The following is a 15,900-nucleotide window of genomic DNA, read 5'->3' on the forward strand; positions in this document are numbered from 1 at the left end:
GCCTAGGGGATGGGGGGTAAAGAAGCTATTTACGGCAAAGGGGTTTTACGATCAGTCGAAGCGATTATTCCTTGGAAAGCCCGTCGGCGGCATCCGGCCCGATGCGCTGCGGGCGACGCGCCAGGGGCCAAGGTCGGTTTCGGTGCGTGTGCGGCCGGTGTCGCCGCCCATCGCCCAGCTCAATCCTTCGGCAAAGACGAAGGTGGTGGCGTCGGACAGACCGCCGTCGCGATATTTCTGCAGCATCACGCCCTGGCCGCGCGCCATCACCGGGACTTCGGCGAGCGGGAAGACGACCAGCTTGCGGTTCTCGCCGATCACCGCGACGCTGTCGTGCGCCGCCGGGATCGGCCGCACGACGCTGAGCTGCGCCTTGGGCTTCAGGTTCACGACGTTGCGGCCCTTGCGCGTCTCGGCGATCACTTCGCTCATTTGCGCGATGAAGCCGTGTCCGCTCGACGAGGCGAGCAGCAGGCGGCCCTCGGCGCTCGCCGGTATCAGCGCGACGATGCGCGCCTCCGGGTCGATATCGACCATCAGCCGCAGCGGTTCGCCGAACCCGCGCCCGCCGGGCAGCTTGTCGGCGCCGACGGTGTAGAAGCGCCCGTCGCTCGCCGCCACCAGCAATTTGTCGGTCGTCTGCGCGTGCGTCGCAAAGGCGAGCTCGTCGCCTTCCTTGAACTTGAATTCGCCCCACTGGTCGGCGGCGACATGGCCGCGCTGGGCGCGGATCCAGCCGCGTTTCGAGAGGATGACCGTCACCGGTTCCTTCTCGATCATCGCGTCGAGCGGGATGTCGCGTGCAGGCGCCGCTTCGGCCAGCGTCGTGCGGCGCGCACCGAGCGCGGTTTCGGGTCCATAGACCGCACGCAGCTTTTCCAGATCCTTGCGCAGCCGCGTCCGCTGGCGCGCCGGGCTTTCGACCAGCTTGACGAGCTCGTCGCGCTCGGCGGAGAGATCATCCTGCTCGCGCTTGAGCTCCATTTCCTCGAGCCGGCGAAGCGACCGCAGCCGCATGTTCAGGATCGCCTCGGCCTGCCGGTCGGTCAGCATGAACTCGGCCATCATGACAGGCTTCGGTTCGTCCTCGGTACGGATGATCTCGATGATCCGGTCGAGATTGAGGAAGGCGATCAGATAGCCCGCGACGAGTTCGAGCCGGTCGTCGATTTTCGCGATCCGGTGTTTGGCGCGGCGGACGAGGACGATGATCTGGTGCTGCAGCCACTCGGTGAGCAGCTGGTGCAGCCCCATCACCTTCGGCGTGCGCGTCGCGTCGAGGACGTTGAGGTTGAGCGCGAAGCGGCTTTCGAGCTCGGTCAGCCGGTACAGGCTTTCCTTGAGCACATCGGGATCGACGTTACGGCTCTTGGGCACCAGCACGATGCGGATGTCCTCGGCGCTTTCGTCGCGGACATCCTCGAGGATCGGCAGCTTCTTGTCGGCGATCAGCTGCGCGATCTGCTCGATCAGCTTGCCCTTGGCGACGCCATAGGGAATCTCGCTGATGACGAGCTGCCAGGTGCCGCCCGCCTGCTTCTCGATCCCGGTCTCTTCCCAGACGCCTTCCAGCTTGCCGGTCGAGAAGCGCGCGCGGACCCGAAAGCCGCCGCGGCCGGTTTCATAGGCGTAGGCAATCGTTTCGGGGCTGTCGACGATGATGCCGCCGGTCGGGAAATCGGGGCCCTTTACATGCTCCAGCAGGTCGGTCAGCTCGGCCTTCGGATTCTCGATCAGCACCAGCGCCGCATCGATCACCTCGGCGGCGTTGTGCGGCGGGATATTCGTCGCCATGCCGACCGCGATCCCGCTCGCGCCATTGGCGAGCAGGTTCGGGAACAACCCCGGCATGATCTCGGGCTCTTCGTCCTCGCCATTATAGGTCGGGCGGAAATCGACCGTACCCTCGTCGAGCCCCTGCATCAGGTCGATCGCGACGCGCGTCAGCCGCGCCTCGGTATAGCGGTAGGCGGCGGCATTATCGCCGTCGATATTGCCGAAATTGCCCTGACCGTCGACGAGCGGATAGCGGAGCGAGAAATCCTGCGCGAGGCGAACCATCGCGTCATAAACTGCCGTGTCGCCGTGCGGGTGGAACTTGCCGATGACGTCGCCGACGACGCGCGCCGACTTCTTGTAGCCCTGCGACGGATCGAGCCGCATCGCGCGCATCGCCCACAGCAAGCGGCGGTGGACGGGCTTCAGGCCGTCGCGCAGGTCGGGCAGCGACCGCGCGGTGATCGTCGACAGCGCATAGACGAGGTATCGTTCGGACAGCGCGCTGTCGAACGGGGTGTCGATGCTGTGGTCGGGTCCGGAAGGAGGAAGATCGTCGGTTGTACTGGCCATTGTTGCGGCCGCGATAGCAAGCCTCGCGCGTCAAGGCAAAGGCTTGCGTTGGCGGCGCACCATACTAGCTTGGGTTTCTCACCGGGAGAGGGATGACCGCTTGACCGAAGTCACTGGCGCAGTTCGCAAAAGCCTCTGGACCCGTGCGCGCGACATGGCGGCGCAGGCCCCGCCCGAACGCAATCGCTACGTCGATTTCCTGCGCGCGCTGTCGATTCTTGCGGTTGTCGTCGGTCATTGGCTGGTCGCCGCGCCCTATATGAAAAACGGCGCGGTCGAGGGCGGACATCTGCTCGGCATCCTGCCCTGGACGCATTGGCTGACCTGGGGCTTTCAGGTCATGCCGCTCTTCTTCCTCGTCGGCGGCTTCTCGAACGCCATGTCGTGGGCCGCGACCCTCCGCAAGGGCGGCAGCTATGCGGGGTGGTACAGCGGGCGGCTGCAACGGCTGATCAACCCGGTGTTGCCGCTGTTCCTGATCTGGACGCTGTTCGCGGCCTTCGGCACCGCAATGGGGGTGGAGCGGGGCGTCGTCGCGATGGCGGCGCAGCTCGCGCTGATCCCGGTGTGGTTCCTGTCGGTCTATCTGATGGTTGCGGCGCTTGTACCGCTAACGTGGAGGGCGTGGAAGCGCTGGGGCTTCGCGTCCTTCTGGGCCTTGGTTGCGGGGGCGGTCGCCATTGACGTCGCGGCGCTGCGTTTCGGCGTACCTTACGTCAACTTCCTGAACTTCGCCTTCGTCTGGCTCGCGATCCACCAGCTCGGCTTCGCATGGAGCGAGGGACGGCTGACGCCGGGCAGGGCGCTCGGCTGGGGCGTCGGCGGATTGGTCGCGCTCGGCCTGCTTGTCGGGCTTGGACCCTATCCGGTCGCAATGATCGGCGTGCCGGGCTCGGCCTTGAGCAATTCGATGCCGCCGACGCTCGCGCTGCTGGCGCTCGGCATAGCGCAAAGCGGCTTTGCGCTCGCGCTTGAACCTGCGGGGCGGCGGATGCTCGACAATCTGACGCGCTGGACCGCGGTGGTGCTGGTCAACGGGATGATCATGACCATCTATCTCTGGCATCTCACCGCCTTTGTGTTCGTGATGGTCGCGGCGTGGCTCCTCGGCGGCATCGGGCTCGACGTCGCACCGGGCAGCGCAGCATGGTGGCTTGCGCGGCCCGTCTGGTTCGCGCTCTATATCGCCGCGCTGCTGCCGCTGATCCTGCTCTTCGCCCGCTACGAGCGCGGCGATGGCAAGGCCGATATGGAAACACCGCACTGGCGCCTGATCCTCGGCCTCGTCCTGATCAGCGCCGGCCTCGCCGCGACTGCCGCGATCAGCATCGCCAGCCCCGCGGGCGTCACCGGAGTTCGCCTGTGGGTCGTCGCGCTGCCCTTTATCGGTGCTGCCGTCGCGCAGTTCGGGCCGGTCCACCGGCTGGCGCGATCATCGCTGCCGTAAGTCGGCTTTGGGGTGAGGAGGGGACGTTACCAATAATCGTCGCCCCCGCGAAGGCGGGGGCCGCCATCGGCCTTTTCCTGCGCCGCAGTCGGTTTACGCGGCCGCGCAGAAATGGGCGGCTAGCGGCCCCCGCCTGCGCGGGGGGCGACGTTGTTGATACGTCCGCTTCCCACACCAAAGCTGCTTTACAAAGATTCGGGCGAGGCGTGGCAGCGTAACACAGGAAGCGATATCGTACTTTAGAGAGCGATGGAGAATGGCGCGCCCGGCAGGATTCGAACCTGCGACCACCCGCTTAGAAGGCGGGTGCTCTATCCAGCTGAGCTACGGGCGCGTGCACCAAGGCTGTCGCCCGCGCGAATAGCGCGGTTTGCGTCCGGCGCAAAGCGGGTTAAGCACCGCGTCGCGATGACTGATACTCCGACCCCTTCCGCCAGCCCCGCGCACGTCGCTGCTTCGGCGGTCCGCCACTTCCGTTATTACGACCTGATGATGGCGGCGTTCGTCGCGATCCTGTTGCTCAGCAACATCATCGGCGCCTCGAAGCCGAGTTACATCGTACTGCCCAGCGGCGAGCAATGGGCGTTCGGCGCGGGCGTGCTGTTTTTTCCGATCAGCTACATCATCGGCGACGTCCTGACCGAGGTCTATGGTTATGCCCGTGCGCGCCGGGTGATCTGGACCGGATTCGCGGCGCTCGCCTTCATGGCGTTCATGGCGTGGGTGGTTGTCGCGTTGCCGCCGGCGGATGGCTGGCCGGGGCAGCAGGCGTATGAGTTCGTGTTCGGAAACAGCTGGCGCATCGTTCTCGCCTCGATGATCGCCTTTTGCGTCGGCGAATTCGCCAACTCCTATGTCCTCGCGCGCATGAAAATGTGGTCCGGTGGGCGGATGCTCTGGGCCCGCACGATCGGTTCGACCGTCGTCGGACAGGGTCTCGACAGCCTGATTTTCTACCCGCTCGCCTTTTACGGGCTTGCCGGATGGCCGCCCGAGCAGTTGATGCAGGTCGTGGTGTCGCAATGGCTCATCAAGACGGCCTGGGAAGCCGCGCTGACCCCGGCAACCTATGTCATCGTCGGTGCGTTGAAGCGGCGCGAAGGTGTCGACGTGTTCGATGAAGGCACCGACTTCAACCCCTTCGGCGCCAAGGTCTGACCCTTCCGATGACATTGATAGAATTGGCTTCGCTGTTCGAGGAGCGAAAATCCTGGCTCGTCACGGCGTCCGATCTCGGCAAGGACGCGCTGCACATCTATTTCGGCCTGGCGCTCTTCATGCTGGTGCGGCTGGCGTGGCGCTGGCGCGGCGGTTGGGTGGCCGCGTGGCTGGCGGTGCTCGTCATGGCGTGCGGCGGCGAATGGCTCGACATGACGGCGGAATTCAGCAACGCCGCCATCCAGCCCGACGCCGCGCACTGGCACGACATATGGAACACGATGTTCTGGCCCACCGTGCTGCTGCTCGTCGGGCGCTGGCTCCAGCCCGTGGCGCAGCCGCGGGCGGACGTGTCAGGCGAGGACGCCGAGCGCCGCCTCGAACAGGCGTAGCCCGTCTGTGCCGCCGTGCGCGCGGTCGATCGCGCGTTCGGGGTGCGGCATCATCCCGAGCACATTGCCCGCATCGTTGAGGACGCCCGCGATATTGCGCGCCGAGCCGTTGACATTGTCGGCGTAGCGGAAGGCGACGCGCCCTTCGCCTTCGATCCGGTCGAGGGTCGCAGCGTCGGCGAAATAATTGCCGTCGTGATGCGCGACGGGGATCGCAATCTCCTCGCCCGCGCCATAGCCCGCGGTGAACAGCGACTGGCTGTTTTCGACCTTCAGCGGCACGGTGCGGCACACGAAGTTGAGCCCAGCGTTGCGCATCAGCGCGCCGGGGAGCAACTGCGCCTCGGTCAGCACCTGAAAGCCGTTGCACACCCCGAGCACGGGGACGCCGCGCCCCGCGGCATCCGAAACCGCGCGCAGGATCGGCGAGCGGGCCGCCATTGCGCCCGAGCGGAGATAGTCGCCGTAGGAGAAACCGCCGGGCAGCGCGATGAAATCGACGCCATCGGGCAATTCGCTCTCGCGGTGCCAGACCATCGCGGGCGCCTTGCCCATCACTTGTTCGAGCGCGACCGCCATGTCGCGGTCGCAGTTGGAGCCGGGAAAGACGATGACGGCGGTCTTCATGATCGCGGCTCCTGTGTTACGGGCGTTCGATGCGGTAGTTTTCGATGACCGTGTTCGCGAGCAGCTTCGCGCACATCGCGTCGAGGTCGGCATCGCTCGTGCCGTCGGCGACGTCGAGTTCGATGAAGCGGCCCGCGCGGACGTCGGCGACGCCGCCGAAACCCAGCCCCTCCAGCGCATGATGGATCGCCTTGCCCTGCGGATCGAGAACCCCCGGCTTGAGCGTCACATAGACATTCACTTTCATGGGGGCGGACCTCTGCTTTGCGGGGCGGGGAAGATGGGGGCGCCTATGCCCGCGAATCGCGCTGCGGGCAAGGCCCGGCGGGGCTAAAATTGCCGCTGTTCGGATTGCGAACCAATCGCAACTTTCCAGTTGCGAATCGCTCGCACTATCCCTAGATAGGCCTTGTTGAGAAGGATTCGCACATGGTCGTTTGTGTCTGCAACGCAATAAGGGAGCGCGATCTGCGCGACGTCGCGCGCGACGGCCAATTGCGCTGCGCCAAGGCCGCTTATGCGCAACTGGGTCGCAAACCCAAATGCGGCCAGTGCCTGCCTTTCGCTCGCAATATCATCAGCGACGTCGCCGAGACCGCCTGATTTTTCTTGGTTTTCTGCCATTTTTGACCTTGGCCTGATCGGTCCGGGGCGCGTATGATGCCGCCCGATCCCATCCCAAGAAAAATGACAGGACTGACAGCATGAAGGGCGACGCAAAAGTCATCGATTTCCTCAACGAGGCGCTCAAGAACGAGCTGACCGCGATCAACCAATATTGGTTGCATTACCGGATGCTCGACAATTGGGGCATCGCGCGCCTCGCGCATTTCGAGCGGCATGAATCGATCGACGAGATGAAGCACGCCGACAAGCTGGCGGACCGCATCCTTTTCCTCGGCGGCCTCCCCAATTTCCAGCTGCTCGGGCGCCTGCGGGTCGGTGAAACCGTCGAGGAGATACTGAAGGCCGATCTCGCGCTCGAGGAAGAGGCGATCCCGCTGCTCAAGGACGCGATCGCGCACAGCGAAAGCGTTCGCGACTATGTCAGCCGCGACCTTTTCTCGGACATCCTTGAAAGCGAAGAGCATCATGTCGACGAGCTCGAAAAGCAGTTCGAAATGATCGAGCGCATGGGAATCGAGAATTACATCCAGTTACAGTCGAAGCCGGTCAGCGAAGACTGACGATGGCGCGAAGGCGGAGGGGGCTTCGTCCACGGCCTAAACCGTTGAAATGAGGGGTGCCTTCGGGCGCCCCCTTTTTTGCTTGTATATGCGAATAATTCGCAATAGCAAGATCGGGCAGTCCCCTCCTGCCGGCCGCTGCACCTTTCAGCTGCATTATGGCGGCCGGCATCTTTTTCAGGCGTGGGGCGGGACCAGGAAACGTCCCGGCCGATCGGGCCGGCATCGATGGGGAGTCTTCATGCAGAGCAGCGAACTGGTCCGGAAATTCACCGCGCAGCCGCTCGTCCGCGACCTGTTTACCGACGCCGCCCAGGCCGTTCTCGCGCTCCGCTATTGCATCCTCTGCCGCCGTGGCGAGCGCGACCCGATGCCCGAGCTCGAACGGCGCTGGGGCAATATCCTCGTCGCGCGGCGCTTCCGACTGGTGGTCGAGGCGATCGGCCATGTCTGGCCCGACCCCTTCGCGGTCGCCCCGCCCTGCTGCCCGCAGCTCAGCTTCGACGAGGCGCTGCTCGCATCGATCGTCCGCGCTGCGGGCGCAGGCGACCGGATAGGATTCGACGTGCTGACAGGCGAGATGCTGGGCAGCGACGCGCGTGCGATGCTGTTCACCGCGCTCGAAAACTTCGTCCGCGCGCAGGCAACGGGGAGCGTAGGCGGGCTATAAGCCGCGCCCCGACTTCTCCAGCAGGAGGAATGACGGCTTCAGGGTGGATTCCCGACACTCGTCACCCCGGACTTGATCCGGGGTCCATGACTTCGACGCCGCGATGGATTCCGGATGAAGTCCGGGATGACGAAGCGAGAAGCATCCTCCCTGTCGCGTAGCGATGGGGAGGGGGAACCGTCGCCGTAGGCGGTGGTGGAGGGGCCGCAACGTCGCGCCATCGCCCCTGCGTCAGCGCTTCGCGCTGCCACCTCCCCATGGCTGCGCTACAGGGAGGAACGAATGTCCACCTCCGGTCCAAACTCGCCGCCGCTCCCGCTGCGCTACTCTGACCTCGCTCCGTTCATTCCGCGCCGCGCCATGCAGAAAGTCCGCAGCGCGACGGCGTCGTGATAGGCATTGTGCGGGACATGGCTGAGCTCGGCTGACGAGAAGCTCACCACCTCGGCAAGCTCGAAGCTCACCGCCGAGACGATCAGCCGCCGCCCGTCGCTGGTCGCGAGCAGACGCGCGGCGTGGACGATGTCGTCGGGCCAGTCGGCGACGAGTACCGGATGCGGGTCGGGCGCCAGATAGTCGGCGAAGGCGTCCTGCAAGGCTTCATAGGCGACGGGCTCTGTGTCGAGCACCGGCAGCACATGCGCCGCGACCCAGGGTGTCGGGTCGCGGCACTCGACCGCGCCATAGAAGCGCGGGTGATCGGCATTCTCTGGCGCGAGCCCGATCGAGATCAGCGCGCCGCCGAAACCGTTGAACTCGGCGTCAAGATAATAACGCACACGCTACTTCGCGCGCGCGGCGTCGACGCTCCAGATCCCGGCACCGCGCGTCGCGATGTACAGGAAGATAAAGCAGTAAAGGATGATCGTCTCGCCGCCGTTGGCGATCGGATAGGGCCCCTGGCTGCCGTGCGCGACCCAATAGCCGACCGCCGACATGCCGCTCGCGATGAAGGCGGCGGGGCGGGTCGCAAACCCGATGATGATCAGCGCGCCGGCAACGATCTCGATCGTCCCCGCCGCCTGCAGCATCGGGTTCAGCGGATAGGGAAAGGCGGTCGGAAAATTGAAAAATTTCTGCACGCCGTGCGCGAGAAAGAGCAATCCGGAAACGATCCGGAGCAGGGCATAGGCGCGGTCGCCGTGGTCGTCGAGAAACTTCATGGTCATCCCCCTCTCTTGCTTTGGATTGGGCGATGCTAGTGCAGCTCCGCGGCGTGACAAAGCGCATTATCCGAAACGATGCGTTTCCAATGACTTGGTTCGGCATCGCATCGAAATGTCGCCTGCCGGACGATTTTTTCGCACGCCATGTCACGGGCGGCCGCGCTGTCTCGTCATGCAGGTACAACCCGATGAAGGAGATGTGAGATGACCAAGGTAGCCGACCCCTATGCCGCCGCCCCGACCCTGATGAAACAATGGACCGCGACCGGCTTCGCCGTCGAGAAGAGCCTCGACAAGACGCTCGTCGAACTGGTGAAGATTCGCTCGTCGATCCTCAATGGCTGCGCCAACTGCATCAACATGCACACGGTCGACGCCCGCGCGCATGGCGAGACCGAACAGCGCATCTACCTGCTCGCCGCGTGGCACGAAGCCCCGGTCTATACCGACCGCGAACGCGCCGCGCTCGCCTGGACCGACGCCTTGACCCGCATGTCGGAAGGGCACACACAGAAGGCCGCGAAGGAAGCACTCGAAGCGCATTTCACGCCGGAGGAGCAAGTGAACCTCACGCTGCTGATCAACATCATCAACGGGTGGAACCGCATCGCGGTCGGCTTCGACCTCTGGTACGAGGGCGGCGTGCTGGTGAAGGCCGCCTGATGACCCCCGCGGGCATTCGCGGCGAGATGGAATCGGGCGCGGACGCGGCGGCGAGTTTCGACCCGTTGCGTCCGCTCCTCACCCGCGTTGCCTATCGGATGCTCGGCTCGGTCGCCGATGCCGAGGATGTGGTACAGGATGCCTTCATTCGCTGGCTCGGCACGGACCGGGACGCGGTGCGCGAGCCCGCGGCCTTCCTTCGCCGCACGGTGACGCGGCTCTGCCTCGACCAGCTCAAATCGGCGCGCGCACAGCGCGAGACCTATGTCGGCCCCTGGCTCCCCGACCCGCTGGTCGAGGAGGAGGACGACGACGATGTGACGTTGCCGCTAATGCTCGCGCTCGAACGGCTCTCCCCTCTCGAACGCGCGGCCTTTCTTCTGCACGACGTCTTCGGCGTCGAGTTCGACGAAGTCGCAAAGACGATCGAACGCGACGCTGCCGCGACGCGCCAGCTCGCCGCGCGCGCCCGTACCCATGTCCGCGACGCGCGTCCGCGCTACAAGCTGGAGAAGGCGCACGGGCTCGAGATCGCCAACGCGTTTTTTGCGGCCTCACGCAGCGGCGACATGGGCGCGCTCGGCGCGATGCTCGCCGCCGATGTCGGCATGTGGTCCGACGGTGGCGGCAAGCGCCCTGCCGCGATGGTGCCCGTACTCGGCTTCGATACGGTGATGACGCTGCACCGCAGCCTTGCCGTATTGTTCGGCAAATATGGCTCGACGCTCGTGCACGTCGGCACGATCAACGGCTTGCCCGGCTTCGTCACCCGCGAGGCCGACGGCGAGTTTCAGACCACCGCGCTCGAAATCGAGGACGGCAAGGTCGCCGGCATCTATGTGATGCGCAACCCCGACAAGCTGAAGCATATGCATTGATGACGAGCTGCGTGCGGGAGCTGACATTTGCGGCCGACAGGGATGCGATGACCGGAATCGACCGGTTAGGGACATAAGCGATCCTCCCCGTGCCGGGGAGGATCGGAGACGTCCGCTCCTCCCCATTGCGGTCGGTCAGACGCCGACGCCTTTACATGACCGCTATCGACCGGAAGTACGACATTTCTAGCGTCGTCATCCTGAACTTGTTTCAGGATCCATGGTCCGCCATTTCCTTAAGCGCCGCGCCGGACGAACGCTCAGTCCATGGATCCTGAAACAAGTTCAGGATGACGAGAATTGAAAGGCTGGAAACCACCTCAAAACAGACGCCCTATTTCTTCAACCCGATCTCGCGCAGCCGTTCCTGCAGATACTCGTCGGCGGTGATTGGCGTCGGGTAGAGGTTCGGGTGCGAGGCATCGATGCAGCTTGGCAGCGTCTCGATCGGATAATCCGAACGGAAATGAAGAAAGAAGGGCATCGAATAGCGCGCGACGCTCGCGCGGCCTTCGTCGGGGTTGCGGACGCGGTGCGTGGTCGAGGGCAGGCGGTTGTTCGTCAGCCGCTGCAGCATGTCGCCGACGTTGACCGCCATTGCCCCCGGCGGCGGCGATACGGGAAGCCAGCTGCCATCCTTGTCGAGGATTTCGAGGCCGGCTTCCTCGGCGCCGAGCAGCAAGGTGATCGTGTTGATATCCTCATGCGCCTCGGCGCGGATGCCCTTCGCGGGGCCTTCGACGGGCGGATAGTGCAGCAGGCGCATCACGCTGTTGCCGTCCTTGACGGTGTCGTCGAAGAAATCGGGGGCGAGGCCGAGGTAGCGTGCGATGCCCGAGAGAAGGCGGCCGCCGACGCGGTCGAATTCGGCGAACAATTTGTCATAGACGGCGCGGAAGCCCTCGACTTCCTTCGGCCACACATTGTTCGGCTGCTGCGCGGCGAGCCGGTGCCCCGCGGGCAGATCGCGCCCGACGTGCCAGAATTCCTTGAGGTCGACTTCCTTCGCACCCTTGGCGATCTCGGTGCCGAACGGGGTGTAGCCGCGCGCGCCGCCACCGCCGGGAATGTGATAGGCGCGCTTGACGTCCTCGGGCAGCGCGAAGAAGGCCTTCGCCTTCGTCCAGGCGTCGTCGATCAGCTCGGGGTCGATGCCATGGTCGGTGATCATCGCGAAGCCGAAGCGCTCGAAAGAGGCGCCGAAATCCTTCGCAAACTGATCGGCGGGGAGCGACATGGAAATGACGGGAACGGCAGCAGTCATGTATATTCTGTCCATCTGATCAGGGGCGGCGCCTCCACGGGCGCTGGATGAGTCGCGATTTAGGCGCGGCGGCGCGACCTTTAAAGGGAAAAAGGCGGTTCCACCCCGCGCGGGGCTCGGCTAAGCCCGCCGCCATGGCAAAGCAATATTGGCTGATGAAATCCGAACCCGACGCCTATGCGTGGGAGCAACTCGTTAAGGACGGGACCGGGATGTGGGACGGGGTGCGCAACCACACTGCGAAGCTCAACCTGATGGCGATGAAGGTCGGCGACGAGGCGCTCTTCTATCACAGCAATATCGGCAAGGAATGCGTCGGGATCATGAAGATCACCGAGACGGCGTCGCCCGACCCGACGGCGGAGGAGGGCTCGCCCTGGGTGATCGTCCGCGTCGCGCCGGTGCGCGCGCTCAAGCATCCGGTGACGCTCGCCGCGATCAAGGCCGATCCGGCGCTCGCCGACATGGACCTCATCCGCCAGTCGCGGCTGTCGGTCGGGCGCGTCACGCCTGCCGAGTGGAAGCATATCCTGAAAAAGTCGGAAAAGCCGGCGGGCTGATCCTCAGCGCAGCTTGACCTGGAGGTGCTTCGCGACCGACGGGTGCAGCGGGTGCGTGAATTCGCAGCCGTAGTTATTGCCGTCGGCGCGGCGGATGATCGCTTCGAGCGGTTGCAGGCCGGGCAGGCTGACCCAGATCGCCTTGCCGATCTGCGGGCGCGAGAATGTCACCATCCGGAAACCCGTCGAGGACAGGTCGTACAGCTCGACGTCGAAGGGATTGAAGCCGGGCTCGCGAAAGCGCGCCCGTGCCTGCACGGGCGAGCGTTCGGCACGGCGGCCCTTCGTGGTCGTCTTGGTGTTGGCGTTGGTCAGCACGTCTGTGTTCCCACCTCGCTGGTCGATTCGGGGCGAATTTAACGCGCCGTTGGTTATCGCAAGGTGAAGCGAATTGATGAAATTACGGGTAGGGATAAGTGTCGTCGACCGCCATCAAATGGCTCGGGAAGGGGGTGACGAGATGCACGGCGTCGCGCCAGTCGGCGGTCAGCCAGCGCACATGGTCCTCGGCGTGCAGGATCAGCGGCATCGCGACAGGAGCGAGGCGTTCGAGCAGGCCGTTCGGGTCGGTCGTCAGCACCGCGAAGCCCGGCCAGTCCTCGGTCTGGCGCTGGATGCCCGCGAAGGCGAAGATCGGGCGACCGGGCACCGACGCCCAGCGCTGGCGCTTCGCGCCCGCCGGGCCCGACCAGACGGCAAAGCTCGTCGCCGGAATCAGGCAGCGGAGCTCGGGATGGCGGAGTGTCCCGATCCAGAACGGACTTGTCAGGTTGCGGACGGTGGCGACGGGCTGCGTGCCCTGCGGCGGGGGCGGGACGCCCCAGAGTTTCGGGCGCAGATAGCGGCGCGGTCCGCCGCGGCTGTCGGGGGCGATCACCGGCGCGGGACGGCCGGGCGTGACATAGCCGCCGGTCCAGGGATCGTCGCCCGCATCGACGCCAAAAGTAGCGGAAATCTGCGCTGCTGTGCCGTCGAGCCGATAGAGCTGCATGTCTAGTCGAGATGCACGCGGCCGCGCCCCGCCTTGACCGAGCTCCGCGCTTTCTTGGTGTCGACGCGGCGGGCCTTCGCGGCCTTGCTCGGCCTGGTCTTGATCCGTTTCTCGGGGCGGACGAGCGCGGCGTCGACCAGTTCGTTCAGCCGCGCGCGGGCGTCGGCGCGATTGGCCTCCTGGGTGCGAAAGCTGCGGGCGAGAATGACGAGTTCGCCGGCGGAGGTCATCTTGCTTCCGGCGAGCGTCTTGAGCCTGCGATAGGCATCGGGCGCGAGTCCGAGCGCGAAGACATCGACGCGAAGCTGGCACGCGGTCGCGACCTTGTTGACATTCTGACCGCCGGGGCCCGACCCCGCCAAGAACTTCTCGGTGATCGCGCTTTCGGGGATGTCAGCCACGGGTCGGCGACGCCCCTTCGGGTGCCGAAAAGCCCATCGCGGCGAAGCGATCGGGAAAGGGCGCCTCGGCAATTACTGGCGGCTTGACGTCACGTCTTACGACGAGCCGTTCGGCGTGGAGCATCGTGCGATCCTTCGCACCACCCTTGCCGTAAACGGGATCGCCGACGATCGGAAAACCAAGCCCTTCGAGCGCATGGACGCGCAGCTGGTGCGTGCGGCCGGTCTCTGGGCGGAAGCGCAGCAGCGCGCGGCCGTTCTCGACGGCGAGCTTTTCCCAATGCGAGACCGAGGGCTTGCCCTTCGGATCGACGACCATGCGCCAGCCCTGTTCGGCCGTCGAGGTCTTGCCGAGGGGCAGGTCGATCGTGCCACGGTCGCCCGAGGGCACGCCGTCGAGGATCGCGAGATACTGCTTTTCGACCGCGCGCTCCTCGAAGGCGCGGGTGAAGCGGCCGTGCGCCTTCGGATTGCGCGCGAGCAGCAGGCAGCCCGAGGTGTCGCGGTCGAGCCGGTGGACGGGCAGCGGCCAGCGCTTGAAGCCGAAGCGCAGGCTGTCGAGATGATTCTCGAGGCTGAGGCTGCCGTCGCGGGGTGCGTCGACGGGCAGGCCCGCGGGCTTGTCGATGACAAGCGCCTCGCCGTCGAGGAAAAGGATATGGTCTGAAAGAAGCATGGCCGCGCTATACGGCGACGCTCTCCTCGCCGAAAGCGTAAACGTCCATCGCCAGAAACGCATAGGTCGTGCTGGCGTGGAGGCGCTTTGCGTGCAGGTTATCGCCGTCGGCGCCTGCTCCCATCGCGACGAACAGCGGCAGGATATGGTCGGGCGTCGGATGGTTGTCCTTCCCATGCGGCGCGCGCTTGACCGCATGGAGGACATCGTCGATCGCATTGGCCTCCATCCGGCCGGCGACCCAGGCAGTGAAGTCGCTGACCCATGCGGGCGCCGGGGCACCGATCGCCGGGCGCGTGGTGAAGAAGGCGCGGAGATTATGCGTGATGCTGCCCGATCCGATGACGAGGACGCCTTCGTCGCGCAGCGGGGCGAGCGCCTGCCCCAGCGCATAATGCCATTCGGGAGATGCGTTTGAGGCGATCGAGAGCTGGACGACCGGAATGTCGGCTTGCGGATAGATCACCGACAGCGGCACCCACGCGCCATGGTCGAGCCCGCGCTCTGGATCGGCGGCGACGGTCAGACCGTGCGCGGCGAGCAGGTCGACAACGCGCTGCGCCAGCGCCGGATCACCCGGCGCGGGATAGCGCATCGCGAACAGCTCTTCCGGGAAACCCCCGAAATCGTGAATTGTCGGCGGTGCGGGCGAAGCGGTCACAGTCGCCCTGCCATCCTGAGACGCCGCATCATGATGCGCCGACACGACAAGGATCGCGCGCGGACGCGGCAGCGAGTTGCCCAGCCCGGCGAGGAAATCCCGCGCCGGGCTGGGCTCGAGCGCCATCATCGGCGAGCCATGCGAAAGGAACCAGCTCGGGAGACGGCGCATCGGTTCAGGCGATCAGCTTGGCGGCGGTCTTCGCGACGCGCTCACCCAGATAGCGGGCGCCGCCGAGATCGGCTTCGCTCGGCTGTCGCGAACCGTCGCCGTCGGCAACGGTCGTCGCCCCGTAAGGCGCGCCGCCCTTGACCTCGCCGACGCCCATCTGGCCGGCGTAGCCATAGTCGAGCCCGACGATCGTCAGGCCGAAGTGGAGCAGGTTGGTCAGGACCGAGAAGAGCGTCGTTTCCTGCCCGCCATGCTGCGTCGCGGTCGAGGTGAAGGCCGCGCCGACCTTGCCGTTGAGCTTGCCCTGCGCCCACACGCCGCCGGCAGTGTCCCAAAAGCTCGCCATCTGGCTCGCCATGCGGCCGAAGCGCGTCGGGGTACCGACGACGATCGCGTCATAGGTCGCGAGCTCGTTCGGATCGCTCAGCAGCGGATGCGCGGTGTCGGTCTTGAAGCCGGCGGCCTCGATCACCGCCTGCGGGGCGGTTTCGGCGACGCGGCGGATGTCGACGTCGGCGCCTGCGGCGCGCGCGCCCTCGGCGACGGCATCGGCCATCTGTTCGACATGACCATAGCTCGAATAGTAAAGCACCAGTACCTTGGCCATCGTTCAGTCCTTTCCTTGCAGAGAGGCCGCCG

The 15,900-nt window shown here is 65.5% G+C and carries 21 protein-coding genes and 1 tRNA gene; 9 read left to right on the plus strand and 13 right to left on the minus strand.

The window, feature by feature from the left end; translation table 11 throughout:
- Positions 1-51 precede the first annotated feature (51 nt).
- On the minus strand, positions 52-2,349 hold the full coding sequence (parC, locus tag ATE64_RS01205) for a DNA topoisomerase IV subunit A (RefSeq protein WP_058456995.1): 2,298 nt from the start codon (positions 2,347-2,349) through the stop codon (positions 52-54).
- Between the two features lie 100 nt (positions 2,350-2,449).
- Between parC and ATE64_RS01210 the strand changes: the two genes are divergently transcribed.
- Entirely contained in the window at positions 2,450-3,796 is a 1,347-nt protein-coding gene (locus ATE64_RS01210) for an acyltransferase (protein WP_058456996.1), read from the plus strand.
- A gap of 257 nt (positions 3,797-4,053) precedes the next feature.
- Here ATE64_RS01210 and ATE64_RS01215 read toward each other — a convergent pair.
- Positions 4,054-4,130: transfer RNA gene (locus ATE64_RS01215), tRNA-Arg, on the minus strand.
- A 74-nt stretch (positions 4,131-4,204) separates the two neighbouring features.
- On the opposite strand from ATE64_RS01215, the gene ATE64_RS01220 reads away from it, so the two are divergent.
- Both ATE64_RS01220 and ATE64_RS01225 read left to right on the plus strand, forming a co-directional pair.
- A complete protein-coding gene (locus ATE64_RS01220) occupies positions 4,205-4,954 on the plus strand; it encodes a queuosine precursor transporter (protein WP_058456997.1) in 750 nt (249 codons plus the stop codon).
- Between the two features lie 8 nt (positions 4,955-4,962).
- Positions 4,963-5,346, plus strand: coding sequence for a hypothetical protein (locus tag ATE64_RS01225; RefSeq protein WP_058456998.1), 384 nt, complete (start codon positions 4,963-4,965; stop codon positions 5,344-5,346).
- Here the strand turns inward: ATE64_RS01225 and purQ are convergent.
- Together purQ and purS are read right to left on the minus strand one after the other, a co-directional pair.
- Positions 5,308-5,973, minus strand: a complete 666-nt coding sequence (purQ, locus tag ATE64_RS01230) for a phosphoribosylformylglycinamidine synthase subunit PurQ (protein WP_058456999.1) — start codon at positions 5,971-5,973, stop codon at positions 5,308-5,310. The genes ATE64_RS01225 and purQ overlap by 39 nt on opposite strands.
- A 16-nt stretch (positions 5,974-5,989) precedes the next feature.
- Positions 5,990-6,220 (minus strand): phosphoribosylformylglycinamidine synthase subunit PurS, encoded by a 231-nt coding sequence (gene purS / locus ATE64_RS01235; protein ID WP_037513977.1) that lies wholly within the window; start codon positions 6,218-6,220, stop codon positions 5,990-5,992.
- Between the two features lie 182 nt (positions 6,221-6,402).
- On the opposite strand from purS, the gene ATE64_RS01240 reads away from it, so the two are divergent.
- The 3 genes from ATE64_RS01240 to ATE64_RS01250 all read left to right on the plus strand — a co-directional run bounded on the left by ATE64_RS01240 (position 6,403) and on the right by ATE64_RS01250 (position 7,830).
- Positions 6,403-6,576, plus strand: coding sequence for a (2Fe-2S)-binding protein (locus tag ATE64_RS01240; RefSeq protein WP_058457000.1), 174 nt, complete (start codon positions 6,403-6,405; stop codon positions 6,574-6,576).
- Positions 6,577-6,677: 101 nt separating this feature from the next.
- Positions 6,678-7,160 (plus strand): bacterioferritin, encoded by a 483-nt coding sequence (bfr, locus tag ATE64_RS01245; RefSeq protein WP_058457001.1) that lies wholly within the window; start codon positions 6,678-6,680, stop codon positions 7,158-7,160.
- 241 nt (positions 7,161-7,401) lie between these two features.
- A complete protein-coding gene (locus ATE64_RS01250) occupies positions 7,402-7,830 on the plus strand; it encodes a hypothetical protein (RefSeq protein WP_058457002.1) in 429 nt (142 codons plus the stop codon).
- Between the two features lie 323 nt (positions 7,831-8,153).
- On the opposite strand, the gene ATE64_RS01255 is transcribed toward ATE64_RS01250, so the two are convergent.
- Together ATE64_RS01255 and ATE64_RS01260 are read right to left on the minus strand one after the other, a co-directional pair.
- Positions 8,154-8,609, minus strand: coding sequence for a hypothetical protein (locus ATE64_RS01255; RefSeq protein ID WP_058457003.1), 456 nt, complete (start codon positions 8,607-8,609; stop codon positions 8,154-8,156).
- 3 nt (positions 8,610-8,612) lie between these two features.
- Positions 8,613-8,999 carry a DoxX family protein gene (locus ATE64_RS01260; protein ID WP_231728997.1) on the minus strand — a complete coding sequence of 129 codons (387 nt, stop codon included), beginning with the start codon at positions 8,997-8,999 and terminating at the stop codon, positions 8,613-8,615.
- Between the two features lie 201 nt (positions 9,000-9,200).
- Here ATE64_RS01260 and ATE64_RS01265 point away from each other — a divergent pair, with 201 nt between their 5' ends.
- Both ATE64_RS01265 and ATE64_RS01270 read left to right on the plus strand, forming a co-directional pair.
- Positions 9,201-9,659 (plus strand): carboxymuconolactone decarboxylase family protein, encoded by a 459-nt coding sequence (locus tag ATE64_RS01265; RefSeq protein ID WP_058457005.1) that lies wholly within the window; start codon positions 9,201-9,203, stop codon positions 9,657-9,659.
- Positions 9,659-10,537 carry a sigma-70 family RNA polymerase sigma factor gene (locus ATE64_RS01270; RefSeq protein ID WP_231728996.1) on the plus strand — a complete coding sequence of 293 codons (879 nt, stop codon included), beginning with the start codon at positions 9,659-9,661 and terminating at the stop codon, positions 10,535-10,537. The genes ATE64_RS01265 and ATE64_RS01270 overlap by 1 nt, the downstream gene beginning before the upstream one ends.
- Positions 10,538-10,871: 334 nt before the next feature.
- On the opposite strand, the gene ATE64_RS01275 is transcribed toward ATE64_RS01270, so the two are convergent.
- A complete protein-coding gene (locus ATE64_RS01275) occupies positions 10,872-11,801 on the minus strand; it encodes a 2-oxoglutarate and iron-dependent oxygenase domain-containing protein (protein ID WP_058457006.1) in 930 nt (309 codons plus the stop codon).
- Positions 11,802-11,935: 134 nt separating this feature from the next.
- Here ATE64_RS01275 and ATE64_RS01280 point away from each other — a divergent pair, with 134 nt between their 5' ends.
- Positions 11,936-12,361, plus strand: a complete 426-nt coding sequence (locus ATE64_RS01280; RefSeq protein WP_058457007.1) for an EVE domain-containing protein — start codon at positions 11,936-11,938, stop codon at positions 12,359-12,361.
- A gap of 3 nt (positions 12,362-12,364) precedes the next feature.
- Here ATE64_RS01280 and ATE64_RS01285 read toward each other — a convergent pair whose 3' ends face one another.
- From ATE64_RS01285 to wrbA, 6 genes are all read right to left on the minus strand, one after another.
- Positions 12,365-12,679 carry a PilZ domain-containing protein gene (locus ATE64_RS01285; RefSeq protein ID WP_058457008.1) on the minus strand — a complete coding sequence of 105 codons (315 nt, stop codon included), beginning with the start codon at positions 12,677-12,679 and terminating at the stop codon, positions 12,365-12,367.
- Between the two features lie 82 nt (positions 12,680-12,761).
- Entirely contained in the window at positions 12,762-13,352 is a 591-nt protein-coding gene (locus ATE64_RS01290) for an SOS response-associated peptidase family protein (RefSeq protein WP_058457009.1), read from the minus strand.
- 2 nt (positions 13,353-13,354) lie between these two features.
- On the minus strand, positions 13,355-13,753 hold the full coding sequence (gene arfB, locus ATE64_RS01295; RefSeq protein ID WP_058457010.1) for an alternative ribosome rescue aminoacyl-tRNA hydrolase ArfB: 399 nt from the start codon (positions 13,751-13,753) through the stop codon (positions 13,355-13,357).
- Entirely contained in the window at positions 13,746-14,429 is a 684-nt protein-coding gene (locus ATE64_RS01300) for an RNA pseudouridine synthase (RefSeq protein WP_058457011.1), read from the minus strand. The genes arfB and ATE64_RS01300 overlap by 8 nt, the downstream gene beginning before the upstream one ends.
- A 7-nt stretch (positions 14,430-14,436) precedes the next feature.
- Positions 14,437-15,261: a class III extradiol ring-cleavage dioxygenase gene (locus ATE64_RS01305; protein ID WP_058457012.1), complete on the minus strand. Its 825-nt coding sequence runs from the start codon at positions 15,259-15,261 to the stop codon at positions 14,437-14,439.
- 4 nt (positions 15,262-15,265) lie between these two features.
- Positions 15,266-15,868: an NAD(P)H:quinone oxidoreductase gene (gene wrbA, locus ATE64_RS01310; protein WP_058457013.1), complete on the minus strand. Its 603-nt coding sequence runs from the start codon at positions 15,866-15,868 to the stop codon at positions 15,266-15,268.
- Positions 15,869-15,900 lie beyond the last annotated feature (32 nt).

The sequence above is a fragment of the Sphingopyxis sp. H073 genome, from assembly GCF_001468395.1.
GTDB lineage: Bacteria > Pseudomonadota > Alphaproteobacteria > Sphingomonadales > Sphingomonadaceae > Sphingopyxis.